Source organism: Nesterenkonia natronophila, assembly GCF_003595215.1.
Taxonomy (GTDB): Bacteria; Actinomycetota; Actinomycetes; order Actinomycetales; family Micrococcaceae; genus Nesterenkonia; species Nesterenkonia natronophila.
Window position 1 is genome coordinate 505,818 of sequence record NZ_QYZP01000003.1, and the last position, 26,160, is coordinate 531,977.

Annotated in this window: 25 protein-coding genes, 1 tRNA gene and 1 pseudogene; 11 read left to right on the forward strand and 16 right to left on the reverse strand. The window is 61.3% G+C overall.

Going from position 1 to position 26,160, the window contains the following annotated elements:
• Positions 1 to 3: 3 nt before the first annotated feature.
• The 5 genes from thrC to D3250_RS11300 are packed head-to-tail and all read right to left on the reverse strand — an operon-like array spanning position 4 to position 6,305.
• A complete protein-coding gene (gene thrC / locus D3250_RS11280; protein ID WP_119903470.1) occupies positions 4 to 1,086 on the reverse strand; it encodes a threonine synthase in 1,083 nt (360 codons plus the stop codon).
• 12 nt (positions 1,087 to 1,098) lie between these two features.
• A complete protein-coding gene (locus D3250_RS11285) occupies positions 1,099 to 2,451 on the reverse strand; it encodes a homoserine dehydrogenase (protein ID WP_225973314.1) in 1,353 nt (450 codons plus the stop codon).
• A gap of 41 nt (positions 2,452 to 2,492) precedes the next feature.
• Positions 2,493 to 4,001 carry a diaminopimelate decarboxylase gene (gene lysA / locus D3250_RS11290; RefSeq protein WP_119903471.1) on the reverse strand — a complete coding sequence of 503 codons (1,509 nt, stop codon included), beginning with the start codon at positions 3,999 to 4,001 and terminating at the stop codon, positions 2,493 to 2,495.
• Positions 3,958 to 5,616 carry an arginine--tRNA ligase gene (gene argS, locus D3250_RS11295; RefSeq protein WP_119903472.1) on the reverse strand — a complete coding sequence of 553 codons (1,659 nt, stop codon included), beginning with the start codon at positions 5,614 to 5,616 and terminating at the stop codon, positions 3,958 to 3,960. The genes lysA and argS overlap by 44 nt, the downstream gene beginning before the upstream one ends.
• A gap of 17 nt (positions 5,617 to 5,633) precedes the next feature.
• Positions 5,634 to 6,305, reverse strand: a complete 672-nt coding sequence (locus tag D3250_RS11300; protein WP_158583134.1) for a LysE family translocator — start codon at positions 6,303 to 6,305, stop codon at positions 5,634 to 5,636.
• Positions 6,306 to 6,386: 81 nt separating this feature from the next.
• Here D3250_RS11300 and D3250_RS11735 point away from each other — a divergent pair, with 81 nt between their 5' ends.
• From D3250_RS11735 to D3250_RS11330, 5 genes are all read left to right on the forward strand, one after another.
• On the forward strand, positions 6,387 to 7,337 hold the full coding sequence (locus tag D3250_RS11735; protein ID WP_147383529.1) for a LysR family transcriptional regulator: 951 nt from the start codon (positions 6,387 to 6,389) through the stop codon (positions 7,335 to 7,337).
• Between the two features lie 133 nt (positions 7,338 to 7,470).
• The gene (locus tag D3250_RS11315) at positions 7,471 to 7,878 is read left to right on the forward strand and encodes a YciI family protein (protein ID WP_119903475.1); all 408 of its coding nucleotides are present in this window, start codon (positions 7,471 to 7,473) and stop codon (positions 7,876 to 7,878) included.
• A 12-nt stretch (positions 7,879 to 7,890) separates the two neighbouring features.
• On the forward strand, positions 7,891 to 8,379 hold the full coding sequence (locus D3250_RS12155; protein ID WP_119903476.1) for a sigma factor: 489 nt from the start codon (positions 7,891 to 7,893) through the stop codon (positions 8,377 to 8,379).
• Entirely contained in the window at positions 8,357 to 8,704 is a 348-nt protein-coding gene (locus D3250_RS11325) for an ArsR/SmtB family transcription factor (protein ID WP_119903477.1), read from the forward strand. The genes D3250_RS12155 and D3250_RS11325 overlap by 23 nt, the downstream gene beginning before the upstream one ends.
• Positions 8,705 to 8,735: 31 nt before the next feature.
• On the forward strand, positions 8,736 to 9,713 hold the full coding sequence (locus D3250_RS11330; RefSeq protein WP_119903478.1) for an SRPBCC family protein: 978 nt from the start codon (positions 8,736 to 8,738) through the stop codon (positions 9,711 to 9,713).
• 64 nt (positions 9,714 to 9,777) lie between these two features.
• Here the strand turns inward: D3250_RS11330 and D3250_RS11335 are convergent.
• Positions 9,778 to 10,740, reverse strand: a pseudogene (locus tag D3250_RS11335) (TerC/Alx family metal homeostasis membrane protein); the annotation flags it as partial.
• A 286-nt stretch (positions 10,741 to 11,026) separates the two neighbouring features.
• On the opposite strand from D3250_RS11335, the gene D3250_RS11340 reads away from it, so the two are divergent.
• Positions 11,027 to 11,251 (forward strand): helix-hairpin-helix domain-containing protein, encoded by a 225-nt coding sequence (locus D3250_RS11340; RefSeq protein WP_119903480.1) that lies wholly within the window; start codon positions 11,027 to 11,029, stop codon positions 11,249 to 11,251.
• Positions 11,252 to 11,254: 3 nt separating this feature from the next.
• Here D3250_RS11340 and D3250_RS11345 read toward each other — a convergent pair whose 3' ends face one another.
• From D3250_RS11345 to D3250_RS11385, 9 genes are all read right to left on the reverse strand, one after another.
• Positions 11,255 to 13,177 carry a hypothetical protein gene (locus D3250_RS11345; protein WP_119903481.1) on the reverse strand — a complete coding sequence of 641 codons (1,923 nt, stop codon included), beginning with the start codon at positions 13,175 to 13,177 and terminating at the stop codon, positions 11,255 to 11,257.
• An 11-nt stretch (positions 13,178 to 13,188) separates the two neighbouring features.
• Entirely contained in the window at positions 13,189 to 13,770 is a 582-nt protein-coding gene (locus tag D3250_RS11350) for a rhodanese-like domain-containing protein (RefSeq protein WP_119903482.1), read from the reverse strand.
• Positions 13,771 to 13,831: 61 nt separating this feature from the next.
• The gene (locus tag D3250_RS11355; RefSeq protein WP_119903483.1) at positions 13,832 to 14,365 is read right to left on the reverse strand and encodes a DUF421 domain-containing protein; all 534 of its coding nucleotides are present in this window, start codon (positions 14,363 to 14,365) and stop codon (positions 13,832 to 13,834) included.
• Positions 14,366 to 14,418: 53 nt separating this feature from the next.
• Positions 14,419 to 15,372 (reverse strand): acyltransferase family protein, encoded by a 954-nt coding sequence (locus D3250_RS11360; RefSeq protein WP_158583135.1) that lies wholly within the window; start codon positions 15,370 to 15,372, stop codon positions 14,419 to 14,421.
• Positions 15,373 to 15,433: 61 nt separating this feature from the next.
• Positions 15,434 to 17,059, reverse strand: coding sequence for a peptide chain release factor 3 (locus D3250_RS11365; RefSeq protein WP_119903485.1), 1,626 nt, complete (start codon positions 17,057 to 17,059; stop codon positions 15,434 to 15,436).
• 111 nt (positions 17,060 to 17,170) lie between these two features.
• A complete protein-coding gene (locus D3250_RS11370) occupies positions 17,171 to 17,908 on the reverse strand; it encodes an ion transporter (protein WP_147383531.1) in 738 nt (245 codons plus the stop codon).
• A 100-nt stretch (positions 17,909 to 18,008) separates the two neighbouring features.
• A tRNA-Arg gene (locus tag D3250_RS11375) sits at positions 18,009 to 18,081 on the reverse strand.
• Between the two features lie 61 nt (positions 18,082 to 18,142).
• Entirely contained in the window at positions 18,143 to 18,457 is a 315-nt protein-coding gene (locus D3250_RS11380) for an antibiotic biosynthesis monooxygenase family protein (protein ID WP_119903487.1), read from the reverse strand.
• A 65-nt stretch (positions 18,458 to 18,522) separates the two neighbouring features.
• A complete protein-coding gene (locus D3250_RS11385; protein WP_119903488.1) occupies positions 18,523 to 19,593 on the reverse strand; it encodes an Rv2578c family radical SAM protein in 1,071 nt (356 codons plus the stop codon).
• Between the two features lie 174 nt (positions 19,594 to 19,767).
• Here D3250_RS11385 and D3250_RS11390 point away from each other — a divergent pair, with 174 nt between their 5' ends.
• Positions 19,768 to 20,781: a CorA family divalent cation transporter gene (locus D3250_RS11390; protein ID WP_158583136.1), complete on the forward strand. Its 1,014-nt coding sequence runs from the start codon at positions 19,768 to 19,770 to the stop codon at positions 20,779 to 20,781.
• Between the two features lie 89 nt (positions 20,782 to 20,870).
• On the opposite strand, the gene D3250_RS11395 is transcribed toward D3250_RS11390, so the two are convergent.
• Positions 20,871 to 21,905: a YeiH family protein gene (locus tag D3250_RS11395; protein WP_158583137.1), complete on the reverse strand. Its 1,035-nt coding sequence runs from the start codon at positions 21,903 to 21,905 to the stop codon at positions 20,871 to 20,873.
• A gap of 54 nt (positions 21,906 to 21,959) precedes the next feature.
• On the opposite strand from D3250_RS11395, the gene tgt reads away from it, so the two are divergent.
• The 4 genes from tgt (at position 21,960) to D3250_RS11415 (ending at position 26,062) form a co-directional block, all read left to right on the forward strand.
• Positions 21,960 to 23,237: a tRNA guanosine(34) transglycosylase Tgt gene (gene tgt, locus D3250_RS11400; RefSeq protein ID WP_119903489.1), complete on the forward strand. Its 1,278-nt coding sequence runs from the start codon at positions 21,960 to 21,962 to the stop codon at positions 23,235 to 23,237.
• A gap of 83 nt (positions 23,238 to 23,320) precedes the next feature.
• Positions 23,321 to 23,983, forward strand: a complete 663-nt coding sequence (locus tag D3250_RS11405; protein WP_119903490.1) for a hypothetical protein — start codon at positions 23,321 to 23,323, stop codon at positions 23,981 to 23,983.
• Positions 23,984 to 24,252: 269 nt separating this feature from the next.
• The gene (locus D3250_RS11410; protein ID WP_158583138.1) at positions 24,253 to 24,804 is read left to right on the forward strand and encodes a copper chaperone PCu(A)C; all 552 of its coding nucleotides are present in this window, start codon (positions 24,253 to 24,255) and stop codon (positions 24,802 to 24,804) included.
• Positions 24,794 to 26,062, forward strand: a complete 1,269-nt coding sequence (locus D3250_RS11415; RefSeq protein WP_119903492.1) for a Dyp-type peroxidase — start codon at positions 24,794 to 24,796, stop codon at positions 26,060 to 26,062. Before D3250_RS11410 ends, D3250_RS11415 begins: the two co-directional genes overlap by 11 nt.
• Positions 26,063 to 26,160 lie beyond the last annotated feature (98 nt).

Genomic DNA, 26,160 nt, shown 5'->3' on the forward strand with positions numbered 1-26,160 from the left:
TGTTCAGAGCCCCAGGGTTCGGGCTACAGTCTCGACGTCCTGCGGAACCTGAGTCGGGGCGGCATCGTTGCCGTCACCGGTCTGCAGCTGAGGGTTGTTGATCGCCCAGTCTGGATCCTTAAGCCCGTGTCCGGTCACCGTAATGACCCACGTCTTGCCGGCTGGGACCTGACCTTCCTGGTGCTTCTTCAGCAGCCCAGCCACTCCAGAGGCTGAGGCGGGCTCCACGAACACGCCCTCTTTTGCTGAGAGCCACCGGTGTGCGGCGAGGATCTGATCATCGGTGACCGACTCGATGACGCCGGAGGACTCGTCTCGGGCTGCTTCGGCATACTCCCAGGAGGCCGGGTTTCCAATGCGGATCGCAGTCGCCACGGTCTCCGGGTCGGTGATCGGGTGGCCGGCGACTATCGGTGCTGCGCCTGCAGCCTGGAAGCCCCACATCTGCGGTAGTGATGTGATCACGTGATCTTCTAAGTACTCCTGATAACCCTTCCAGTACGCGGTGATGTTGCCTGCGTTGCCCACCGGAAGCAGATGATAGTCCGGAGCTGAGCCCAGCGCGTCGACCACTTCGAAGGCGGCGGTCTTCTGCCCCTCAATTCGGGCGGGGTTGACTGAGTTGACGAGGAAGACAGGGTAATTCTCCGCAAGTTTTCGCGCAACATCGAGGCAACCGTCAAAGTTCCCGTCAATCTGGATGAGCTCGGCCCCGTGTGCTACCGCCTGGGAGAGTTTGCCCATAGAGATCTTGCCTGCTGGCACTAAGACTGCGCAGGTCAACCCGGCCTGGGTGGCATACGCTGCTGCGGAGGCTGAGGTGTTGCCAGTCGAGGCGCAGACTACTGCTTTGGCGCCGTCAGCCACCGCTGCGGTGATCGCCATGGTCATCCCTCGGTCTTTGAACGAACCCGTGGGGTTCATACCCTCTACCTTCAGGTGCACGTCGCCGGCTACCAGGGCAGAGAGAGCCGGGGCGTACACCAAGGGAGTCCCACCCTCGCCGAGGCTGATGATGCGGTCACCCTCCTTCACCGGCAACCGGTCAAAATACTCCCGGATGACTCCTCGCCACTGGTGCGCCATGTGGTGTTCTCCCTACCTATTGACTTCGACTCGCAGCACAGAGTTTACGGTCTTGACCACATCAAGCCCGCGCAGCTCCTCCACGGTTTCGCGGAGGTCCTTCTCACTGGCAATATGTGTCACCACCTGGACTTTGGCGCCGTTGTCGCTGTCCTCGACCTCACCTTCGACGGTGACGCTGCCCGGCTGGCGCATGGACTCAATCGAGACGTGATGGTCCGCCAGGACCCGAGCGATTTCCGCGATCACACCTTCGCGATCCGCGACCTCCATGTCGATGTAGTACTGCGTGGTGGCTTTGTCGATCAGCAGCGGTGGCAGATTGACCTCGCGTGAAATAGTGGGAGCCTCGGGCACCGGGGCGCGCAGCCGCCGAGCCACGGCAACCACGTCGCCCATAATTGCGCTCGAGGTGGGACGCCCTCCGGCGCCCTGCCCGTAGAACATCAGTTCGCCAGCGTTTTCGGCCACGACGAATACCGCGTTGAACGCTCCGCGCACGCTGGCCAAGGGGTGAGTCCGCGGCAGCAGTGTCGGGTGCACGCGCAGGACCACACCGGGAGCTTGCCCCGCGGTGTGCTTCTCAGCGATGGCCAGGAGCTTAATGACATATCCGGAAGCCGCGGCTGCTTCAATGTCGTCTTGCGTGACCTCGGTGATCCCTTCGCAGTAGACGTCCTCGAAGCTGAACGGGGCATGGAAAGCCAGAGTGCCCAGAATGGCGGCTTTTGCAGCGGCGTCGAGCCCAGCAACGTCGGCGGTGGGGTCGGCCTCGGCGTAGCCAAGTTTCTGCGCCTCTTCCAAGGCGTCGTCGAAGGCTGCCCCGGTTGTGTCCATCTGATCGAGCACGTAGTTGGTGGTGCCGTTGACGATTCCCATCACCTTGGTGATCCGATCCCCGGAGAGCGACTCCTCGATCGGACGCAGGATAGGAATGGCCCCGCCCACAGACGCTTCGTAACGCAACAGCGCACCGGTCTCGGCAGCGATGGCATCGAGCTCAGTGCCTCGGCTGGCCAGCAGAGCCTTGTTGCCAGTGACCACGGCTGCCCCGCGGCGCAGAGCACGCTCGATCAGCGCGCTGGCTGGTTCGATGCCGCCGATGAGTTCGATGACGAGATCCGCCGTATCCACCAGACCCTCAGCGTCGGTGGTGAGCAGCTCTCCAGGAATGCGCCAGTCTCGGGGAGACTCTGGGTCACGCACTGCGACGCCGATGAGTTTGATCGGCGTGCCGACACGAGCGGATATCAGCTCCCGCTCCTCCACGAGCGTCTTAGCGACTTGGGCGCCGACATTGCCAGCTCCGAGCAGACCAATTGTGATCGTTTCGCTTGATTTGGACTGCGACCGCAGAGCCATCATCACCTCTTCAGTTTGGGAGTTCAGTATCGGCGACGCAAGCGTCAGCCAGCTTGTGCTGTGTAGCCAGTGTCGCGGGCGAGCATCATGTGTTCGGTCTCCCGGCGGATGAGCACCTGGGTCTGTCCGTCTCGAACGGCGACCACGGCGGGCCGGGTGAGGTAGTTGTAGTTGCTCGACAGCGAGTGGCAGTAGGCCCCGGTAGCAGGCACTGCAATGAAGTCCCCCCGGGTCACAACCGGTGGCAAGTATACGTTTCTGACCACAATATCTCCGGATTCACAGTGCTTTCCCACAATGCGAGACAGAATGTGCTCCCCGGTGACCCTTCGGGAGGCGAGCACGGCAGAGTAGTCAGCGTCGTAGAGCACTGGCCTGGCATTGTCTCCCATACCCCCGTCCACTGCGATGTACCGACGACTGATGCCGTCTTCGACCACCACGTCTTTGGTGGTCCCGGCACTGTAGAGCGTGATGCCGGCAGGGCCAGCGATGCTGCGTCCGGGTTCTATACTCAGCCGCGGTATCGCTACTCCGTGTTCGCTGCATGCAGCGCGAACTGCAGATGCCAGAGCCCGCGCGATCGTTTCTGGCTCCCTGGGGTGATCGGCTTCGGTGTAGGCGATCCCGTGCCCTCCGCCGAGGTCCAGCTCGGGTAGCACGACGCCGCGGCTGGACTCGATGCAGGCGAGGAAATCAATGAGTTTCGATGCGGCGAGTTCGAAGCCGGTGGGCTCGAAGATCTGCGAGCCGATGTGGCAGTGCAGACCAATCAGATCGACTCCGGGTGCCTCAATGGCCTGTTCCACCGCTGTCCAGGCCGGGGAGCCCAGGTAAGGGTTGGCCGATTCATGCTGGGTTCCAGGGACTGGGGTGAGAGAGAGTCCGAACTTCTGATCTTCGTGAGCTGTGGCGATGTACTCGTGAGTCGAGGCATGAACCCCGGGGGTCAGGCGCAGCATGACTGAAGCCGCACGCCCCATAGTGGAGGCGATCGAGGAGATGCGTCCGATCTCCTCCACCGAGTCAGCGATGATGCGGCCGAGACCCAACTCCACTGCTCGGGCAATTTCTGCATCGGACTTGTTATTGCCGTGCAGTCCGATGCGAGCTGGCGGGATCTCAGCCGCGAGCGCGATCGCGAGCTCTCCCCCGCTGGCTGTGTCTATGTTCAGCCCCTCCTCCGCGGCCCACCGTGCAGCATGGGTGGAGAGGAATGCTTTGCCAGCGTAGAACACATCCACTTCTGCATCCGGTGCGAAGGCTTCCTTGAACGCCCCTCGGAACCGCCGTGCTCGAGCGCGGAAGTCCGTTTCCGAGAAGACGTAGAGGGGAGTGCCGTAGGTGGCCGCCAATTCACTGACCGGGACCCCGTCAAGGACGAGCTCACCGGTGTCACTCCGAGAAGTGGTGCTCGGGAAGAGTGCGGCCTCTAAGTCGTCGGTATTGTTACGGGGGCTCAGCCATCCTGGGGCAAGCGGGTGTGGTCTCGATGTCACATGGACTCCTTCACATCTGCTCCGGGGCGCTGACACCGAGCAGTGCGAGTCCATTGCGCAACACCTGCGAAGTGGCGCTGTTGAGCCAGAGCCTGGTCCGGTTGAGCTCGGTGACCGGCTCCACGGTGCCATCATCGAGAGTGGAAGGTGCGATCCTGCACTTGGCATACCAGGCGTGATAAGCGCCCGCGAGATCCTCCAGGTACCGTGCCACCCGGTGAGGCTCGCGCAGCTCAGCGGCTCGAGCCACCGTAACGGGGAAGGTGGCCAGATGCGCCAGAAGTTCCTCCTCCCGCGGGTGGTTCAGCTGAGCGGCGTTGAAGCTGGAGTGGTCGACGCCCTGGGCCTCTGCGTTGCGCGCTGCGTTGCAGGCACGAGCATGGGCGTACTGAACGTAGAAGACCGGATTGTCATTGGTCTTTGACTGCAGCACGTCGGGGTCAACGTCGATGGGTGAGTCCGCAGGATAGCGGGCCAGTGTGTACCGAAGCGCATCGGTGCCCAGCCATTCGATGAGGTCATCCAGTGCTATCACATTGCCCTTGCGCTTTGAGAGCCGCGCACCTTTGACGCTCATCAGCTGGCCGATGAGAATTTCGATGCTTCGTGCAGGGTCGTCTCCTGCACAGGCCGCCATAGCTTTCAGGCGACCCACGTAACCGTGGTGGTCGGCCCCGAGGATGTACATCTTTTCGCTGAAGCCGCGCTCGCGTTTGCTCAAATAGTAGGCGGCATCTGCAGCAAAGTACGTGGGTTCCCCATCGTCCTTGATGAGCACTCGGTCTTTGTCGTCACCGAAGTCTGTGGTGCGCAGCCACACCGCGCCATCGCGGTCGTCGATGTGCCCCTGTTCGCGCAGGGTGGCGATGGCCGCATGGATCCTGCCCTCATCGTGCAGCGACTTCTCCGAGAACCACTCGTCAAAGTGAACGCCGAAGCTCTCCAGGGTGCCGCGGATCTGGGCAAGCTGAGCCTGGTAGGCGAGCTCACGGACCAGGCCGTGGGCTTCCTGGCGGGGCAGGTCCCGTATGTCGGGACGCTGAGCCGCCACTGTGTCAGCGAGCTCAGTGATGTATTCGCCGGGGTACCCGCCCTCGGGACGGTCCTCCCCGTGGATCTCGGCGAGGACTGTAGCGGCGAAGACATTCATCTGGCTGCCCGCGTCATTGATGTAGTACTCGGCGGTGACCTCTGCACCGGAGGCGCGCAGCAGCCTCAATAGCGCATCTCCCAGGGCAGCCCACCGAGTGTGGCCCATATGCAGCGGTCCCGTGGGATTCGCTGAGACGTACTCCAGGTTTATGACGTGCCCTTGCAGCGCTTGGTTGTGGCCGTAGGTGTCTCCGGCTTCCACAATGGTGTGAGCAAGTTGGCCCGAGGCCGCGGCGTCGAGAGTGACGTTGATGAAGCCTGGTCCGGCAACTTCTACCCGCGTGACCTGTGCGTGTTCTGCGAGTCGGGAGGAGAGAATCTCCGCCAACTGGCGTGGGGCCATCCCGGCGGGTTTCGCCAATTGGAGGGCAATATTGGTGGCCCAGTCGCCGTGATCGCGGCTCTTGGGCCGTTCCACCCGCACATCCTCGGGGAGCGTCTCGAGGGTGATGTGGCCAGCGTCGACGGCCTCAGCGAGTGTGGTCTTCACGAGGACGGAGAGTTCTTCAGGAGTCACCCGACCATCCTAAGGGCTCAGGGCAGAAGTCCCAGGGTGCCGACGATCACCATATAGACGCCCAACCCCAGCAGCATCAGTCCGCTCACAAGCTCGATCCATCCCGTGACCCGCGGGTTTGACAGCCAACGGTTGGCTGCGTCAACCAGTAACACCACACCGATCAAGTAGGCGTAGACGGTGAACACCACCGTTCCGCCCAATACCGCGATGGCGAATGCGGGTCCCATGCTGGTCGGGGTGAACTGTGGAAACAGCGCCAGGAAGAACAGTCCCACCTTTGGGTTGGTCATACAGGTGGCGACGCCGGCGAAGAAGGGAGTCAGCGGCGTCGTGGTCTGTTGCTGAGCGGGAGAGGCCTGCTGGAGACCAGCAGCAGTGATCACCGCGGCGTCACGGAAGCGGCCGCGCGCAGTGAGGGATGTGCGGACGCCCAGTAACAGCAGATAGCAGCCGCCGAGCAGACTGACGATGTAGTAGGCGATGTCTGAGGCTTCGAACAGCGCGGCGAGGCCCAGCGCGGCCAATGCAGCCCACACGAACATCGCGACAGAGGAACCGGCTGCCGCCGCGGCACCTGCTCGGCGGGAGACCAATGCATAGCGCAGCGACAGCAGAGTGTCGGGGCCCGGGGTGACCGCGAGGATCACGGCAACTCCGAGGAATGCGAGGTAGGTGCTGAGTGTCACCGCTCTATCCTGCGGCAAAGCTGGAAATGGGACAAGCAATGAATGGTGGACGACCGTTCGCAATTGACGAATAATTGAGACGTGCTCAATCCGCAGCGTCTTCGCGTCTTCCAGGCTGTAGTGGCGGCCGGTTCCCTCCAAGCCGCAGCGCGAAACCTGCACTACTCCCCCGCTACAGTGAGCCAACACGTCACCGTGCTGGGCAAGGAGACGGGTCTACAGCTGTTCGAACGAGACGGTCGCGGCATTCGCCCCACCGCCGCGGGACTGAGGCTGGCAGAATACGCTGATGAGGCTCTTGCCGGGCTGAACCGATTGGACCGAGTGGTCGACGATCTGCGGAGCCACCGCAGCAGACATCTGGCCATCGCATGTTTCTCCTCCGTTGCGAAGGAGTGGATTCCTCTGGTGGTTCTTCGCGCTCGGCAGCTGGAGCCGAAGCTGACAGCTGAGATCAGTCTCAATGAACCGCACGGCGGTCAGGGTCGGCGACCTGCGGATATCGATATTCGCAACGAGTCCTTTGACGAGCCCGCTGCTGCGCTGGAGGGTTATCAGCGACACGAGCTGTGCGTCGAAGACTTCGCGGTCGCGGTTCCGGCCGATCACCCGCTTGCAGCGGTGCACAGCGTCAGTATGCAACAGCTGGAACATGAGCACTGGGTGGACCACGACATCTATGAGAGCCCCACCGGCCGGATCATCCGCTCGGCGTGTCAGGCTGCGGGGTTCACCCCCGAGTTCAGCGCTCGCCTGGATGACCATCACGCCGCGCTGAGCCTGGTCGCGGCGGGGCTCGGGGTGACGGTCCTTCCGCATCTCGCCCTGCGGGAGCTGCCTCAGGGGGTGATCGTTAAACCACTGCACAAACCGAGGGTGCAGCGGCGGATCGTGGCGCACGTCCGGCGTTCTACCAGCCAGGAGCCCCTGGTGGAAGATGCTCTCCAGTGCTTGAGCCAGCAGGCCGAGCATCTCATGACCGCCCAGCAGCAGTGGACACCGACCAGTGACGCCGGAGGGCCGGCGCAGTAGGATCAGCACGATAGCGATCCTGACCTAGGCTCCGGCAGAAGCCCACGCCCTGACGGATGTCGAAATCCCGGCACGAGCTCCGTCCCGGGTATAAACGCAGCACAACAGCTGCGCTGAGACTCAGGAGGACATCATGGCCAAGTATCTGCTGCTGAAGCATTACCGCGGCGCCCCCGAAGCGGCCAACAACTCACCCATGGACCAATGGACACCCGAGGAGATTGCCGCCCACATCCAATACATGAATGAGTTCGCTGATCGTCTTGAGCAGTCCGGCGAATACGTGGACAGCCAGGCGCTCGCTCCTGAGGGCGAATGGGTCCGGTATGGCGGCCACGCGCGCCCACCTGTGACCGACGGCCCCTTTCCTGAGACGAAGGACCTCATCGCCGGATGGATGATCATTGACGTCGACACTTATGATCGGGCTTTGGAACTGGCCGGGGAGCTCTCTGCCGCCCCGGGAGCTGGCGGCAAGCCGATTCATGAATGGCTGGAGCTGCGCCCATTCCTCACCGATGGCCCCACGGGCAACGACTAAGGACGAACCCCCGTGGATGAGGCCCTGCTGAGAGACCTGGTTCCCCAGGTTTTAGGGGTCCTCATTCACCGAGGGGCCGATTTCCCAGCCGCCGAAGACGCAGTGCAAGAGGCGCTCGTTGAAGCCATGCAGCGTTGGCCTGGCGCACCACCGAGAAACCCGAAGGGCTGGCTCGTCACAGTGGCCGAGCTGTCGCTCTCGGACATACAAGAAGTCCTGACGAGGGCCTCTCCGCACTTCATGAGCTTCCTGACTCTCTGCCGAGGCGCAGCGCAGCGGCAGCGTACCTGCACGAGCTCCGCGGAGACCTGGCCACAGCGGCTCAACTCTATGCAGACGCCGCCTGCAAGGCTTCAAGCCTTGCCGAACGCCACCATCTCTTGCTTCAAGCCAGCCGTCTCAACGCTTCCGAGAGCTGACAACCGCGCAGTTCACCACCTATTGACCTCATCACCGCAGCACCTTAACATACAACCTAATGGTTGCATATCAAGCTGCTGACACGAACCTCACCAACGAGGAGGTGGACCGCATCTTCCGTGCCCTGGCGGACGCCACGCGCAGAGACATTGTGCACCGCACGCTCACGGCAGAAGCTTCAATATCTGATCTGGCAGATCGCTATGACATGTCCTTCGCAGCCGTCCAGAAACACATCGCTGTCCTGGAGGAAGCAGGACTCGTGACCAAACGCCGCAGGGGGCGCGAACGCCGGATTCGCGGGAACCCAGAGACCGTACGAAAAGCCCAGACCCTGCTGAACACTTACGAACGCATCTGGCAAGCACGCATTGGTCAACTCAATACACTCCTGGCAGGGGAATGACACCGCAAGCACCCACAGAAAGGCCCACGCCATGCCTCTCACATCCGTCCAAAAAGACCTCAGCCGACTCACCATGACCATCGTTGCGGACTTCTCCGTGCCGCTGCCACGTCTCTGGGACGCTTACGCAGACCCCCGACAGCTCGAAAAGTTCTGGGGCCCTCCGGAATGGCCGGCCACATTTCTCCGTCACGACCTCTACCCCGGCGGCCGCTCCGAGTACTACATGACCGGGCCGGAGGGCGAGCGCTCCCACGGGTACTGGGAGTTCACCAGTGTGGAGCCAGGGCACTCCTTCGAAGTGGTTGACGGCTTCGCAACACAGGACGGCCAACCTCAGGAGGAGATGCCTTCTATGCGGATGGTGTTCAGATTCGAAACGACCGAGACCGGCTCACGTCTGACCACCACTACATTCTTCAACAGTGTTGCCGAGCTGGAGCAGCTGATCGCCATGGGCATGGAAGAGGGTGCCAAGGCTGCCATGGGCCAGATCGACGACGTCCTGGCTGACTTGAAGACTTTCGCCGCAGAGCGCGCCCTGGAAACACACCTCCTCTCCGACAACCAGGCTCGCTTCAGCCGGATCATTCGCGGCACCCCGGAGCAGATATGGGCCGCTGAGCACGATCCCGAACTTCTGAAACGCTGGATGCTCGGTCCCGATGGGTGGCAGTTCACGGACTGCCAGGTCGCCTCGTCCGCCGGAGACACCTACCGCTACGCTTGGGTCGATGCCACCGGTGAGAACGGCTTCGCCCTCACGGGTGAGGTCCTGGAGTCGGATCCTCCGCACCGAGAAGTCACTACGGAGTCCATGGAGGGGGTGGACGGTCCGCCGTCCCTCAACGAGCAGACCCTCACCCCAGTTCAGGGCGGGACTCTTCTCACGCTGGTCAGCACCTACGCCAACAAGGACCTGCGCGACGCAGTCCTGGCAACCGGCATGGCCGAGGGTATGGAAACCAGCTACGCCAGACTTGAGCGTGAAATTGCGGCCCCGGCCTGAGCTGCTCAGCTGCACCCCGACCCCATCATGAGGGAAGACTCTCCGACTCAGCTCTGGTAGAGCTCCGCGCACTCAGCAGCGACGCTGAGACCGTGACCGCCAGGATGCCGGCGATCACCACCAACGAAATACCGGTGGGGATCTCGGGAACGGGAACACCCTGACCCGAGTTGATGAAGGTCAGATTGTTCTCATGCAAAGCGTGAAGGATCAGTTTGGTGCCGATAAACCCTAGAACGGCGATGAGTCCGTAGGAGAGATAGGCCAGCCGGTCCAAGAGCCCGTCCAGCAGGAAGTACAGCTGCCTCAAGCCCAACAACGAGAAGGCTGTCGCCGTGAAGACTATGTACGGTTCACTCGTCAGCCCATAGATCGCGGGAATGGAATCCAAAGCAAATAAAACGTCAGTGCCGCCAATGACGACCATGACCAACAGCATCGGCGTGAGCATGCGCCGGCCACTGATCACTGTCGTCAGTTTGTCACTGTCGTAGTCATCCGAGGTCTTCAACCACCGGCGTGCGGTGCGAATGACAATGTTATCGGCGTTGTCTGATCGCTTTTGATCTTGGACTTCGTTGCGCAGCATATTGCCCGCGGTCAGCAGGAGGATGATCCCGAACAGGTAAAAGATGTCGCTGAAGACATTGATCAGCCCTGCGCCCAAGAAGATCAACACCGTGCGTGCCATAAGGGCAAACACGATGCCGAAAAGCAGGACTTTCTGCTGGTACTTCCGAGGAACGTTGAAGCTGGAGATGATCACCAAGAAGACGAAGAGGTTGTCGACTGAGAGGGCCTTCTCAGTGAGGTACCCAGCGTAGTACTCCACTGCCCTCCCGGGGTCCCCCAAGACGACAAAGAGCAGACCGAAAAGCAGCGCGATGCCCACGTAGAACCCTGACCATGCGGCAGATTCTCGCAAGGTGGGGTCGTGGGCTTTGCGGACGTGTCCGAAGAAGTCAACGGCGAGCAGCGCCGTGATGGATACAAGTGTGAGAGCCCACAGCAGAGGGGTGATCTCCATAGAGGGAACCTTTCGGGAGCGCGACCCGCGGCGTCGCCGTCGCAAGTCTCTCCGCCTGAGATCGAGATCTCAGACTGCTGTGCCCGGCGTAGCTCAGGGGCTTCGCGTGCTGACGGTCACAGCTCTGTGGGATACTCCCTTACGCGTTTCATGGTACACCTGAGCAAGTGCCGTTCGCTTGTCGCATTGAGGAGCACCACCAGCCGGCAGATGCCCAGGTCCGCCGGTTCATCATGATAGCCGAACCACAGCGCAATGAACTCTGCCTGGGGCTGAAAGGAGATCCGTGAGCAACACTCCAGATGTTCGTCCCGTCGGTGACTTGCCAAATTCAATGGGCAAGACGGCAGCCCGCGAACTCAAGAACGCTGGCATCGACTCTCTGCTGAAGGCCAGCGAACACACTGAAGAGGAGCTGGGGGCCATTCACGGGGTCGGTCCCAAAGCCGTACGTATTATCAAAGAGGCACTGAGCGAGAAAGGGCTAACCCTTCGCGACGGAGGTTCTTGAACGTCACAGTTGGGAGCACCGTGCTCTGAAATCGTGTATGGCACCTTTGTAGGCGGTCTCCCGCTCATAGTCCTGGTGCCCAGCCACATCAGACCACGCCGGCCGCAGAGATTCGGGGTCCTCGGGCTCTAGCGGGAAGTTCGACGCCGTGGCCTCAGCTGGATCCGGAACCATGCAATCAACTTCCGAGTCACCTGAGCCCAGCACCTGGCCACCGATGGGGTCAGTGAGTCGATAGAGGTTGACCCATCCGCCGCAGCCAGGGGCGATCCGCCGGGCCAAATTCTCCACGGGCCGCTGCCCGAAGTACGCTGGAAAAGCCTGACCGTAGAGCGTGGTGATCGGTGAACCATAGGTCAGAAATCCGCAACGGCGCAACATCGCATCACTCATGGGCGCTAGGGCAGCGAACGTCAGGACGGACCCTTGGGAATGTCCGGAGACTGTGAGTCCTCCATCCGTTTGTACCCGGTCCGCAATCAGTCCCTGGAGCTCCGGCACCGCCCGTTCGGTGAACGGACGCACCGCGAAAGGGTGGTACCGCCGCGGCCAAAAAGTCAGCACATCCCAGACCATCGCGACGATTCGCCGCAGCGTAACACTCCGGTTCGACTGCCACACCAGAAGAATCGCTCCCACGGCAATGCCAGGAAGCAGAACAGCAGCGGCCAAAGACAAGAGACTTCGCTCCGGCGGTGGAACCCACCCCATCACGGGTTCAGTCACATCGACACGCAGCACCACAGAGACCACCGCTGATAGGAGAAAGAGCCCTGCGAACAGGGTCACCAGCTGCGGCGCCTGGTGCGCTGCAGCGGCTCGTGAGCGTTGGCGTGCCACCTCGGCTCGCAGCTGCTTGGTCACACCGTCAGGGGCTTGGTCCTCGGGGGTTGTGCGAGCAGGCAGGTCATCGGCATTGGCGCGACCGCGGCGTCGTACTATCCACACTGCTAAGCCCACGGCCCAGAGAACTACTGTGATGACGAAGGATTCAATCAGTGCCAGTTCCTGCCCCCAGCGGTCCCAAGGGACTCCCGCAAGCCGAGCGAACAGCACCGCGAATCCAGCGCAGACCCCGTTACTCAGTGCAACCGCGAGGCTCACAGCCGCTGCAGGAAGCGCTCGCGGTCCAACGACCCCCGGAAATCTTCCCGAAGGGTTCCAGCAGAGGGCCGCCAAGGCTGCAATCACCACAATCTGCAGCACCCCGACCAGCAGGAATAACCGACCCACCCCTAAACTTGCTTCCCCCCACCGCACGTAGACAACCAACACCACGGCAGCGAAAGTCAGCAGAGTGATCAATCCATGCCAGCGGAGCAGTTTCTTGAGGCTGCGGTCATGGGCGAAGAATTGGGGACTGCTGAGATCCTCTCCGTGCGACCACCGCGCCTGGCCATCGCGGGGACCGATGCCGTGGCCGAATTCCACCTGCTCAAAGCGCCGCCTGGTCACGTTAGCCACCGTCATCAGCAGAGTCGGGACTCCCGCGGCCAGGGCGAAGCCCAATACGACGCCGAGAACTTGGGCGACCCCACCGATCCGGCCGATTGTCTGATAACCCAGGTAGTCAATACCGATTATGGCCGTCCACAGCATAAAACTCGCAGTCAGGAGTCCGGCTGAGACATGGACTGCCCAGCGAGTGGCTCTGAGACGTAGACGGCCTGCCGAGAATTCACCGTGCGCCCAGCCGGCCACGTTAATGAGGGTGAATGGGAGCAGCAGCACCCACAGCGGCTGCAGCGGAGAGTCGGTGGTCAACCGCCCCCAGTCGTAACCCTCTACGCGACGATCCCCAGCACGGGCAATGACCCTGGTGCGTCTGCCCTGCTGAATCACCACAGTGTCTTCTGGAGGTACGCCCAACATCGAAGCGCCGGGTGACCCGCCCACCCCGTGAACTCTGAACTCACGAATGTCCATGTACGGAGTGTCTAGACAGTGGTCACATCAGGGATGTTCTGAAGAAAGGTCTCTACAGTGGGATTCTCACACGTGCGATTCCACGGCAGAAGGCTCAACGCCCTGGCCATGGCGCAGGTGTTCGTAGCGGCGGCGAAGATCAGTCCGCTCCCCACACCAGCGGACACATACGCAAGTCTCGGATGAATGAGCTTGGCTCCGATGAGCCCTCCCACCACCAGCGTCCCGGCAACCATGCGGACCTGACGTTCCATGGCCCAGCGCTGCTCGTCACGGAGTGCCTCGCCGCCGCAGTTCTGATACCCGATAATGCCACCAGCTAACACTGAGGTGTGTTGTGAACCGGCAGCGCCCAGCGTCTCGGCGGCTTCCCTGGAGCGGGCGCCAGAGTGGCAGATCAGGACCGTCTCTGCAGGCAACTGTTCGGCAAGTTTCTTAGGGTTTCGACGCAGCTGGTCCAGCGGGAGGTTCCGAGAACCTTCAATGCGGATGCTCTCAAACTCGGCTGGAGTCCGGACATCCACTAGAAACGGAGGCTTACCGTCGGTTTTCTTGTCGCTCAGATCTTCAGGAGCGTACAAAGCGATAGTCATATAAAGCTCAACCTTCAACGATGATCGGGGGAATCATGGGGCGGGTGCTGGATGTGGGTGGTTAGGTGGGCTCGGCGTTGCCGGTGTAAGGCAGGATGCTGGAGGAGTCGCCTATGACGTCATCCCCGATGACCTCCAGGCTTCCGTCCTGTTCCAGAATGATCGCTGAGACATCCTCGAGCGAGCCCTTGCTGGATGAGCGCACGGCTGTGTGGACATCATCTTCGACCAATTGGTGCTTGCGCATCGCTTTGCGTTGAAAATTGCCTTGGTAGTAGATGAGCACCGGTGGGGAATCGACGAGCCGGCGCAGCCGGGGTGAGCGTCCCCGCAGCCACGCGAGAACCCACTGCAGGAGGACCAGGAGGACCAAGGCGAAGACGGTCTGCGCCAGGGGCACGTCCACTGCGGTGACTGTGCGGCCAAATGCTGATCCGATGGTAATAGCGATGATCAGGTCAAGCGGTGTCATTGAAGCCATGGTGCGCGCCCCAGAGATGCGCAGCAGCACTAATAGGGTCAGATAACCGGCCACCAAGGTGACCAGCGTGTGAACGATCGGATCCCAACCGTCCCAGTACTGTGAAATATCCATGGGTGGACCCTGTCAGGTCTCGTGTGTGATGTCCATATCAGGCCTGGCAGGGCTTATCTAAGAAGCGTCATAACTCGCGTGCTGCGGGGCAGCACATACAACCACGGCGTCCACGGCCGTGCCCACACAATGGCTAACGTCAGGCTCAGCGCCAGTACCGTAATCGCAGTGACGTACACCCCAGCCGGTAGCTCTGCACCTGAAAGCACCGTATCTCTCAGAAAGATCACTACGGGGAAGTGCGCCACATAGACCACAATCGAGTTCCGGCCCGTCCAGCTGAACAGGCGAACCACCCCTGAGCGAGGAGTCCGCGGGGCCAGCCACACCACCACCGCAATCCCCAATACGGCGAGAACACCCAAAGCAGGTGTGCGGAGGTTCGCGCTCGCCCCGTTCACGCCTATGACTGATACTCCGGCGAGCAGCACAAGAAGCAGTGCGACGACCCACCAGGGCGCGGTGATCCAAGAAGTAAGACGCTCCTGAGCCCATGCGCCGAGAAAAAAGAAGGAGCCATACCACAGGATATTGCCCAGTAACCCGAGAATCGGCTCGCTGAGCACTGAGGCCGTCATCATCAGGACGAAGACCCCAAAGAAGACCCAGTCGCATCTCTTAGGATCCCGAACCATCAGCGGCCTAAACACGGCAGCGAAGAAGTAACAAGCAAGGAGCGCCATGAGGAACCACAGGTAGTCACCCGTCACCACGAAGTCACCCATATCGTCTGGCCAGCCGACCCCGCCGCGCACCAAGAAGCCGTAGAGCACCAGCCACACCGCGAGCGGCCACCCCACGGCCGCTACTTTGCCCCAGAGATAAAGAGTGAGCGGCTTGAGCAGCGAGCGGGCCAACAGAATGCCAGATAGAAACATCAATAGCGGCATGCGGAATGGCGCGAGGAATCGGTTGGCCTCGTCCCACCAATGCACAGTTGCTCCTCCGTGCTGGGCGGCGTGCAGCACCACCACAAGAACAACTGCCAGGCCGCGGAGAAAGTCCATCCAGTGCATCCGAGAGGCTCCAGAAGTCACAGCTCTCCGGCCATCTTCGGGGGCATCAGTGTCACTTCTGCGGTTGGGCTGAATACTGCAGCTGTTCGGCGATTCCGCGCATTGGCTCCAGAGTGAGGTCGGGGTATTGACGTTTCACGCTGCGCAGCTTCCATGAATTGGGGAACAACCCCAACAGCGTCCCGTCCTCTCGAGCGACGACTTCACAGTCACGGTGACCGGTGAGAACTTCCCCAGCCTCCTGGTCAATCTGGCAGGCAAAACTGTAGTCGAGCACGTCGAGGTGGAGCGGAGCGTTGAATTCACCCCGCATTCGCTCCACGACGACATCAAACTGCATGGGACCCACGGCTCCGAGCACGGGATGTTGTGCACCACGACGTTCTGAATGGAGGACCTGAACTATTCCTTCCTCCCCAAGCTGGTGAATGCCGCGGCGGAACTGCTTGTGCTTCCCGGCATCCGCGCACCGCGCCTCACGAAAGTACTCTGGTGCGAAGTGCGGCAGCCGTGGATAGACGACTGTTCTTTGCCCGCCGTAGAGCGTATCGCCGGGTCGCAACGCGGCCGCGTTCACCAGGCCCACCACATCACCGGGCCATGCGGTGTCGACGGTCTCACGCTCGCGCCCGAAGGCCTTCTGCGCGTACTTAGTGGCGAAAGGCTTTCCCGTCTGCGCGTGGGTGGCCACCATGCCACGCTCGAAGACACCCGAGCATACGCGCGCAAACGCAATCCGGTCCCGGTGGGCCGGGTCCATCCCTGTTTGAATCTTGAACACATAGGCCGAGAAGTCTTCATCCACGGGGTGCTTACGGCTATCGGTATCAGCGCGGGCTCCAGGAGGCGGAGCTTCTTCAGCCACGAACGCGAGCAGCGCTTCGATGCCTATGTTCTGAACTGCCGAGCCGAAGAACATTGGCGTAGCTTCCTGAGCAAGGAAAGCACGGCGGTCATATGAGCCCGCATCGCTTTCGAGCAGGCAAGCCTCTTCCTTGGCCGTTGCCCATGCATCTGAGTATTCGGCCTGCGCCTGCGCGTCACTCAGCTGGTCCGCGACCACTTTCTTGGTTCCACCGGGGGTACGTCGAAAGCGCTGCATTGTCTGGTGTTGGGGGTCCAAGAGGCCATGAAAGAAACCCGCTTCGCCCACCGGCCAAGTCTTGGGCATCGACCGCATACCGGTCCGCTCTGCTATTTCATCGACAAGAGCCAACGCCTCCTTGCCGGGCCGATCCCACTTGTTGATGACTGTGATGACAGGCAGTCCCCGCTCCCGGCAGACGTCGAAAAGTTTCATGGTTTGAGTCTCCAAACCTTTCGAGGCATCAACCAGCATGATGGCAGCATCCACTGCCGTGAGGACGCGGAAGGTGTCCTCAGAGAAATCCGCGTGGCCTGGGGTGTCCACGAGATTGATCAGTGCCTCGTCATACGGAAACTGGATCACCGTCGAGTTCACCGAGATCCCGCGGGCGCGCTCCATGTCCATCCAGTCAGAGACCGTGCTCCTACGTCCGGCTTTTCCGTGCACAGCCCCCGCTTCGCCGATGGCACTGGCATGCAGCAACAGCGCCTCGGTCAAGGTCGACTTGCCCGCATCCGGATGTGAGATGACGGCAATACTGCGCCGTTTGTGCGCCTGCTCTCTCACCTGGGCGCTGCTCTCATTTGCCACAGCTACGACTGTACCCTCACGTCGAGCTGCTTGAGCTCGAGCACATGATCGCCAGGAGCTCCAGTTATGGCCTCCCTGCCGGAAATGCTGAGCTCAGAGGCGACTGTCACTTCAGTCTTCGCTCTGGTCTTCTTCCTCGTCGTCCTCGTCACTTCGAGGTCGACGCACCAGCAGGTACGTGGCTCCGAAGAGCAGCAGACCGGCGCCGGTCGCCGTCGGAACAGCCCACTCCTCGCCCACAAGGTCGTCGAGGAACGATCGAACTGGTGACTCCTCGTCCACCAACGCGACCACGACGAACGCGGAGACCACCAGGGTGGCCAACAGCGTACCGAGATGCCGCCACCAGCGTGAGGAGCTCGTCTTCTGCAGCGAATGTCCCGCTTTGGCCACCTGCTTGGCGCGCAGCACGCGCAGCGCTCCGACGCTGCGCAGCAGCCGCAGGATCTGCATCGGCCCGATGCTGAAGACCACTCCCACAATGACGAGGATCGTGAGCCCGACCAGCCACCAGTTGCGGCGCAGCCAATCGACCTTCTTAGGTGAGACGAGAAAGAGCACCACAGTCTCGAACACTAGAACGACGCTGGTGGCCCAGAGGCCTATATGGCCGATCATTTCGAAAGGTTCGTCCAACAGAGTGAGGAAGACCGCGGGAACTGAGACGATCGCCGCAATCATCACCGGCCAGGCCAGCCAGCGCTCCCACCGCTCTTCTATTTTGCGAGTGCGCTCTTCAGACAACCTCCCTCTCGCCGTATCAGCGAGCTCCCGCGCTGCGGCGGATGCGCGCGCCGTAGGATTCTGCTGCTGGCGCTCGTCGCTATGGTGGAAGGGGCGGGAGTTCATGCTCTTAGGTTAACGGCCCGCACACTGGCTGCTCTGGCACCCCGCACACAAGAAAAAGTGCCAACCCACCGAAATAACGATGTCCTGACACTTTGTACGGTGCCCCCGAGAGGATTCGAACCTCTGGCCTTCGGTACCGGAAACCGACGCTCTATCCCCTGAGCTACGGAGGCGGGGTTCCTCGCGACGTCGTCGCGCTGACCGATCCAGATTACCAGGAAGTGCCCATGCCACCTAGCCGGTGGTGAAGACTGTGTAACTCCACAGCTCGCTCGACATCCCCACCGGCTTCTTGGGGGCTCCACCCTCGCCGTGCCCGTGGGACTCACCGAAACTCTGTGATTTCCGCCAGTCTTCGAAAGCTTCCTCCGAGTCCCACCGCGTAAGCACCAGCCAGGAGGTGCGCCCATCGGTGGGCTGCAGCAGCTCGAACCCTTGGAAGCCTGGGGTCCCCTCCATAGAGTCCCGACGGGCGGCAAAGCGCTCCCCCAGCTGGTCGCCGGAGTCTTCGGGAACGGTGATGGCGTTGATCTTGATGACACTGCTCATGGACCTATTCTGGCACCGCCTCCGAGTCATAGACGAAACTGGACTCCCTACCACCAGGAACCTGGTCAGAATAGCGCCGGCTGAGCGGGGCCTGATGGAATGTCCAGAGGCAACAGCTGAGATTCTTGGTCAGGGATCGACTCCTCAGGTGACGAGCGCTCGCGCCAGGTGGCCTCGACCCGATCCAAGAATCCGTGGCGTTGTCGTGCCGCAGCAGCTTGCTGGGCCAACCACTTCTTGTAGTCCCTGGAGGCGTAGGTGGTGAAGCCCCCGCGTGGCCCTCGGTAGAGCTCCTGATAGCGCGGAACGAGCGCCGGATACTCCTGCTGCAACCATTGCATAAACCACTCTCGTGCCCCCGGGCGCAGGTGCAGCGCTCCCGTAGTGACCCAACCGGCGCCCACCCCAGCCAATTCCCCGTGAAGCTGGTCGAGGTGCTCGGCGGAGTCGGTCAGCCACGGCAGGATCGGCATGGCCAGCACGTTGCACTCCAGTCCTGCGTCAGTGATTGCCCTAACCAAGTTGAGCCTGGCTCTCGGATCGGGGGTTCCTGGCTCCACCTTCTGCTGCAGGTTGGTGTCCATGATGGCCAGTGAGACGGCCACAGAGACGGGGACTCTTTGGGCAGCTTCCTGCAGCAGAGGGAGGTCTCGCTTCAGCATTGGGCCCTTGGTAAGGATCGAAAACGGCGTACCAGACTCGGCCAGCGCTCTGATGATTCCGGGCATCAACCGGTAACGCCCTTCGGCCCGCTGGTACGGATCTGTGTTGGTGCCCAGGGCGACATGTTCCCGCCGCCAACTGGGTTTTGCCAATTCAGCTCGCAGCACCTCAGCCACATTGGTCTTCATCACGATCTGAGTGTCGAAGTCACGCCCGGAGTCCATCTCCAAGTACTCGTGCGTCTTCCTAGCGAAGCAGTATCGGCACTTGTGCAGGCATCCACGCGTGGGGTTCACTGTCCAACCGAAAGGCATGTTCGACGCCTGCGGCACCTTGTTCAGTGCGGTCTTCGCCGCGACCTCATGGAAGGTGACACCCTCAAACTCGGGGGTCTGCACTGTCCGTACCAGGTTCTGAAGTGGAAGCAGCGCGGGAGCCGAGGGCCCATCGATCTTCTGACTATCCCACCGCATCACACTATTCGAACACATATTCGATTCATCTTCAATAGTCATCGTTCACCGTCCAACACCTCAGGCACAGCGGTGCCAACGCCACAAACTCGCAGAGGTGCATCTCACCAGTTATGGTTTGCTGCAGGCAGCCGTTACAGAACATTCGCCGTTCGACGATCAGTGAGGCCCCCGATGAGCATCACCCAACAATTGCTCGGGCCAGGGTGCGATTCCAGTGCAAGTGCCTCTCTGAAACTCGCCGAGGGTAGGCCTCCGGCGGGGACCGTGCTCTGGGTCGACCTTACGAACGAGGACCTACCTCAGTTCGACGCGACTGCTCAAGCCCTGGAGCTCAGAGAAGAAGAGCTCAGCTTCCTCACAGGCAGTCACGTGGCGATGTCGACCCCCGCCAAGGATTCCATCACCACCGTGGCCCACTGCGTCACGATCAACGGGGAAGGACAACTGACTTTCGATGAGTTGCGCCTCCTGACAACACAAGGCCTCCTTATCTCTGTCCGCGTCCGGGACAAGAGCCCAGAGCATCCACTGGATATTGCCGAAGCCCTGCCTATCTCAGATCGGGAACTCAGCTCGGTAGATGCACTTGCGGGGCTACTCAGTGCTTTGCTGAGCAACTACCCCTTAGCCGCGGACACGCTCGAATCAGCCATCGAAGAGATGGAGGACTTGTTAGTTCTGCAGACCGATCTAGATTCCCTCTTAGCCCATCGGCTCTACCAACTGTTGCAGACGGCTCATAGATTTGAGTGGGCTCTGAGACCATTGGAATCACTAGCTTCCGAGATCGTGGGCACTCCCGGTGGGCCTGCGAGCCTGGTACCCGCCCTGCCGCTTTGGCCCGACTTAGCTCGGCGAATCAAACGACTGCGTTACAGAGCGGAGTTGCTTCGGTCTCACCTGCAGAACACCGTGACGCTGTATTCCACGATGCTCACGCTGGAACAGAACGATGCGACACGGCGAATCGCTGATGCCTCTTATGCGCAGGGTGAGCAGAGCAAGAAGATCTCTGCCTGGGCTGCAATCATCTTCGCCCCTACGGTCATTGCCTCAATGTATGGCATGAATTTTCGTCATATGCCAGAGCTGGAGTGGATCGCCGGCTACCCCTTGGCTGTGGCACTGATGCTCATTGTCAGCCTGACCCTGTGGCTGATCTTCCGAGCAAGACGCTGGCTGTGAAGCGCCTCGACCCCCCCCCTAGTGTTCACAACTGAGTGACCATGGGAACCGAGGGCCCCTGTGCGTTCAGATCCGAGGGGGTCTTCAAGTCACAGGAACAGCACGACGCCGCCGAGGGCAGTGGAGGCCGCCAACACGCTGCCTGCACCGCCCAATAACAGCGCGGGGGCACCGGTGCGCAGGAGCTGCCTCAGGTCTACGGCAGCACCGATGCCGACCATAGCGAAGGTGATGAGCATGGTGGTCAGTTGGGCGATGAAGTCCGCAGTCTCACCCGGGATGTCAGCCACCGAGTTCACCACTACAGCCATCAAGAAACCCAGCACGAACCACGGCATGATGGGTGGGCGCTTTCCTCCCGCGGCCGTGCCGCCGGCATCACTCAGGCGCAGCGCCACCACGGCCGGGGCCAGCAGCAGCACACGCGCCAGCTTCACCACGGTGGCAACGGTCAGTGCCGTGGCGCCGACCATGCCGCCAGCTGCCACCACCTGGCCCACTTCATGGACACTGGCGCCGATCCACACACCTGCTGGTCGGCCCCCTAGACCCAGTGCGGCACTGAGTGCAGGGAGCGCGACCATCGCAACCGTCCCCCAGATCGTCACCACCGCCAGAGCAGTGGCCGTGGGACCGGCGATGTCCCGGGCCTGGCGGTCCCGCCCGTCGCCACGATCCAGAACCGCTGAACCTGCCGCCACCGCAGACGCCCCGCAGATCGCGGTGCCGGTGGCCACCAGCGCAGAGGTGGTCCGGTCAGTCCGGAACAATGGGCCCAGCACACGTATGCCGATGAACGTCACGGCGACAGTCGCGGCCACAATGACCAGCACTTCCCACCCCAGGCCCAGGATGTCAGCAAGCGCCAGCTGCAGGCCCAAAAGCACGATTCCTAGACGCAGCGGAAACTTCGCCGCCCATTTCAGCCCAGCTTCCCCCCACACCGGAACCCAACCGAAAGTGCGAATCGTCATGCCGATCACAATGGCTATCAGCAGGGAGGAAACTGGCAGCCATTCGCCTAGGAAACGATGAGCCAGGACAGCGCCCACAAAGGCCAACACCGCCCCGGGCAATATCTCGTAACCGCGGTCTGCCCACCGCTCAGGATCAAAGTGTGGCACCGGATTAGTGTAGGTGCACTCCGGGTACGTTCGTGGCACCGGTAGAATCTTCGGGTGCTTGACCCCCAGACCAGCTCCACGCGGCAGCCCCTTCATCCCGACCACGTCCAAGGTGGGTTCGCCTTCGAAGTCCAAGACCGTGTGCCTGGGGAGTTGGGTCGGACCGGGACCATCACCACTCCGCACGGGATCATCCGGACTCCGGCGTTCATCCCGGTCGCTACCAAGGCCACTGTCAAAGCAGTCCGTCCGGAGGAAATGTCCGAACTCGGCACGCAGGCAGTGCTGGCCAATGCGTACCACCTGAACCTGCAGCCCGGCACGGACGTGCTCGACGCCGCCGGGGGGCTCAGTAAGTTCATGAACTGGCCGGGCCCCACCTTCACTGACTCCGGAGGTTTCCAGGTGATGAGCCTGGGGGTGGGGTTCAAGAAGGTGATCCAGATGGATGCCAGTAGGGTCACCAATGATGAGGCTATCTCCGCCGAGCATGAGCGCAGGGCATTCGTCGACGACGACGGGGTGACGTTCACGTCCCATATCGACGGCAGCAAGCACCGCTTCACCCCGGAGATCTCGATGCGGCTGCAGCACGAGATCGGCGCCGACATCATTTTCGCCTTCGATGAGCTCACCACCCTGTTCAACACCCGCGACTACCAGGAAGAGTCACTGGAGCGGACCCGGCTGTGGGCGGAGCGTTGCCTCAGCGCGCACCGTGACCTCACGGAGCAGCGCTGCCACAAGCCGTATCAGGCACTGTTCGGCGTGTTGCAGGGCGCTCAGTATGAGGACTTACGCCGCAAAGCCGCCGGTGACCTCGGCCGGATGGTGGTCGACGGTCAGGAGTTCGACGGTTTCGGCATCGGCGGCGCCCTGGAGAAGGAGAACCTGGGCACGATTGTGCGCTGGGTCAGTGAGGAGCTGCCGGAGAATAAACCACGGCACCTTCTGGGCATCTCGGAGCCGGAGGATTTCTTCACCGCCATCGAGAACGGCGCGGACACGTTTGACTGCGTTCAGCCCTCACGAGTGGCCCGCACTGGTCGTGTGTACACCCCGGATGGGTACTTCAATATCCCCCAGGCCAAGTACAAGAAAGACTTCTCTCCCATACAGGAGGGCTGCGGATGCTACACCTGCCAGCACTACAGCAAGGCATATCTCCATCACCTGTTCAAGGCTAAAGAGATGCTCTACTCCACTCTGTGCACCATCCACAACGAATACTTCACAGTGAAGTTGGTGGACGATATTCGCACCTCGATCACCGAGGGCAGGTTCGCCGAGTTCCGCGACGACGCCCTCGACCGCTACAAAGGAAAGACCTAGTAGCCCCGAAACCTGAGAGCCTGGCGTTTTCTACGCTGTGTAGAATTGTGCCGACGCGGGACGAGAGGAGCGGTCGCTCAGCCATGAATACGCTGGCCAGCCATAGTGCTCACTCTGCCAGCGTGCCCCCTGGGCTGCGTCTGAAGCGGGGGGCCCTCGGTGCATTGATCGCTGTTGCGTCAGCCATCCTGGCGCACACGGGAGCTGGTCATCACGTTCCGCACGCTGTGGTGATTGTGCTGAGCCTGGCCGTGAGCGTCCCCCTCTGCGTAGGCCTAGCAGGTGTGAGACTTAGTCGGTGGCGCATGGCTTTGGGCATAGTGGCTAGCCAAGGCGCCCTCCACGCACTGTTCGCGCTTTTCCCCCATGCAGGATCGTCCGGAAGTTCATTGTCACTGTCCGGACCTGCCGGACACGAGCATCACGTGGACCACGTGGTGGTGACCAACGCCGGGGGTGCGGCAGCCTCTCAAGGGGTTGTTCCGGACGCCCCGATGGCAATCGCTCACATTCTGGCAGCCGGGGTGACATATCTACTGCTTCGTCGTGGTGAGGTACTTCTAGAGGCCCTCGTGGAATGGCTGGTCCTCCGGCCCGCTTTGATACTTTGGGCTCCGTCTCCGGTCGCAGAGAGTTCACGCACTGTGCGTTGGACACAATCGGCTCCGGAAGCCCAGGGGCTCCAGGACCTCTGGCCCGGGGCAGGCCCCCGCACTGTGCGAGGTCCACCACAGCTCGCTGCGTGATCTGCTCTTCTTCACTTTTCTCTCGTCTGTTCATCGCGGTGTCACCTCACCAGGCATGAATGTGCCGATCTTTCGCAGCACCTCGTGAGCCCTCGTAGTCACCAGTAACGCGGTGTGGAGACATGCACTGTGGTGCCCCGAAGCAAATCCGCAGAGACAGCACCGTTTTCGAGCGGATCTCTTTCAAGACTTACTCCTATCTCTCGCTGCCCTGCGACGGAAAATCGCGGGCACAGGGGCCTGCGCGCCCGAAAGGATGCAACATCAAAATGAAAAACTCTTCATGCAAAATCACAGTTCTCTGCGCTGCATCACTCGTTGCTGTGACAGCCTGCAACACCGACACTTCACCGCAGGAGGGGCCCGACCAGGGTCCCACTGAGGAGGGCGGCGCTGACACGCGGATCCACAGTGAAAACGACGACCTGTGGGTCCGTTCAGCTGGGTCCGGAATGACCAGCGTGTTCGGCACTCTCGAAAACCTCACTGATGACGACCTTGAGATCGTGGCAGCTGAGACGCCTGTGGCTGAAAGCGTCGAGCTGCACGAGATCATCCTTGACGATGACGGGCAAGAGGCCATGCAGGAGATTGAGGGCGGTTTTCTCATTCCTGCCGATGCTGCCCTTGAGATGGAGCCGGGAGGAGATCATCTGATGCTCATGGGCCTTCATCACGAACTGCCCCCCGGAGAACTTGTGGAATTCACCCTTGAATTCGAAGATGGCAGCGCGGAGACCATCGAAGCGATCGTCAAGGACGATGGTGGGCAGGACGAACCGTACGAGAGCGACGATCACGGTGATCAGAATGACCACTGACCCGGAACGCTCCGAAAGCAATTTTGATAGCAAGGCTCATCGAGACCTGTCTCGAAGAGGACTCCTGCTGGGCGCAGGAGGCACCGGGCTAGCGGCTACCGCTGCTGCAGCTTTCGGCTTTGGCCGATCGACTGCACCAGCAATCGATCCACGTGAGCCGGTCCATGGAACTAGCACTATCGATTTCTATGGGAACCGACAAGCCGGCATCGATACACCAGCACAGGCTCACGCGGTTCTTCTGGCCCTGGATCTCGATCGCAATGACGACCCTGATGCGGCACGGCGCCTACTTCGGCTACTCAGTGATGATGCGGCTCGGTTGACTCAGGGAAGACCTGCATTAGCGGATACCGAACCGGAACTCGCCGAGACTCCTGCACGGCTGACGGTGACATTCGGCTTCGGTCCGAGCCTAGTGCGAATGCTCAGTCCAACGTCCGTGCCCCATTGGCTAAGGGACCTGCCGCATTTCGACATTGATCGGCTTGAGTCTGATCTGTGCGGAGGTGACCTGCTGCTGCAGATCTGCGGTGATGATCCGGTGTCGGTCGCTCACGCCCGTCGCATCCTGCTCAAAGACGCCCGTGGCTATGGTGCCCCGCGCTGGATACAGGATGGTTTCCGGTCCTCCCGAGGTGCGCGCCCCCGAGGTGAGACTATGCGCAATCTCTTCGGTCAGGTCGATGAGACCGTCCAACCTCGTACTTCTGACGGCTCACGGGAGTTCGTGGTCTGGGGCAACCCTCCACCGGATTCCACGAGCACGGTGCGGCCGTGGATCACGGACGGAACCTCGCTGGTAGTTCGACTGATTTCGATGGACATGGATGGATGGGATGAGCTCTCGCGCAGAGGTAAAGAATCCTCGATCGGGCGCGACCTGCGCGTGGGCGCTCCTCTCACGGGTGTGCATGAGACCGATGAGCCGGACTTTGAGGAAACCTCTGACATGGGCTTTCCCGTGATTGAAGAGTTCGCTCACATCCGACGCGCTCATCCGCATGCCGTGGAGGAGCAGATTCTTCGTCGCAGCTACAACTACGACAGGCCTCCCAAGGACACGGACAGGATCAGCGACACTGGGCAGCTCTTCCTGAGCTATCAGGCCGACGTCGTTGAGCAGTTCCTTCCGATTCAACAGCGCCTAGCTGAAGGAGATCGACTCAACGAATGGACCACGCCTATCGGCAGTGCTGTCTTCGCAATTCCGCCGGGATGCCGCCCAGGTGGTTACATCGGCGACTGCCTCACCTAACCCCCGCCACAAGAAGGAAGAGACATTTCATGGCTCTGGACATCGAGCAACCAACACCACAGAACGCAGCGAAACCGCCATGACCCCGCCCCCGGCAC

Bases quoted from the DNA above. Each gene is read 5' to 3' on its own strand.
- D3250_RS11410 (WP_158583138.1), top strand. From the start codon at position 24,253: ATGAAAAACTCTTCATGCAAAATCACAGTTCTCTGCGCTGCATCACTC.
- D3250_RS11380 (WP_119903487.1), bottom strand. From the start codon at position 18,457: ATGAGCAGTGTCATCAAGATCAACGCCATCACCGTTCCCGAAGACTCC.
- D3250_RS11415 (WP_119903492.1), top strand. From the start codon at position 24,794: ATGACCACTGACCCGGAACGCTCCGAAAGCAATTTTGATAGCAAGGCT.
- D3250_RS11390 (WP_158583136.1), top strand. From the start codon at position 19,768: ATGAGCATCACCCAACAATTGCTCGGGCCAGGGTGCGATTCCAGTGCA.
- D3250_RS11360 (WP_158583135.1), bottom strand. From the start codon at position 15,372: ATGGACTTTCTCCGCGGCCTGGCAGTTGTTCTTGTGGTGGTGCTGCAC.
- D3250_RS11355 (WP_119903483.1), bottom strand. From the start codon at position 14,365: ATGGATATTTCACAGTACTGGGACGGTTGGGATCCGATCGTTCACACG.
- D3250_RS11350 (WP_119903482.1), bottom strand. From the start codon at position 13,770: ATGACTATCGCTTTGTACGCTCCTGAAGATCTGAGCGACAAGAAAACC.
- D3250_RS11330 (WP_119903478.1), top strand. From the start codon at position 8,736: ATGCCTCTCACATCCGTCCAAAAAGACCTCAGCCGACTCACCATGACC.
- D3250_RS11370 (WP_147383531.1), bottom strand. From the start codon at position 17,908: ATGAACTCCCGCCCCTTCCACCATAGCGACGAGCGCCAGCAGCAGAAT.
- D3250_RS11285 (WP_225973314.1), bottom strand. From the start codon at position 2,451: ATGATGGCTCTGCGGTCGCAGTCCAAATCAAGCGAAACGATCACAATT.
- D3250_RS11325 (WP_119903477.1), top strand. From the start codon at position 8,357: ATGGTTGCATATCAAGCTGCTGACACGAACCTCACCAACGAGGAGGTG.
- D3250_RS11345 (WP_119903481.1), bottom strand. From the start codon at position 13,177: ATGGACATTCGTGAGTTCAGAGTTCACGGGGTGGGCGGGTCACCCGGC.
- D3250_RS11405 (WP_119903490.1), top strand. From the start codon at position 23,321: ATGAATACGCTGGCCAGCCATAGTGCTCACTCTGCCAGCGTGCCCCCT.
- lysA (WP_119903471.1), bottom strand. From the start codon at position 4,001: ATGGACTCGCACTGCTCGGTGTCAGCGCCCCGGAGCAGATGTGAAGGA.
- D3250_RS11315 (WP_119903475.1), top strand. From the start codon at position 7,471: ATGGCCAAGTATCTGCTGCTGAAGCATTACCGCGGCGCCCCCGAAGCG.
- thrC (WP_119903470.1), bottom strand. From the start codon at position 1,086: ATGGCGCACCAGTGGCGAGGAGTCATCCGGGAGTATTTTGACCGGTTG.
- D3250_RS11385 (WP_119903488.1), bottom strand. From the start codon at position 19,593: ATGCGGTGGGATAGTCAGAAGATCGATGGGCCCTCGGCTCCCGCGCTG.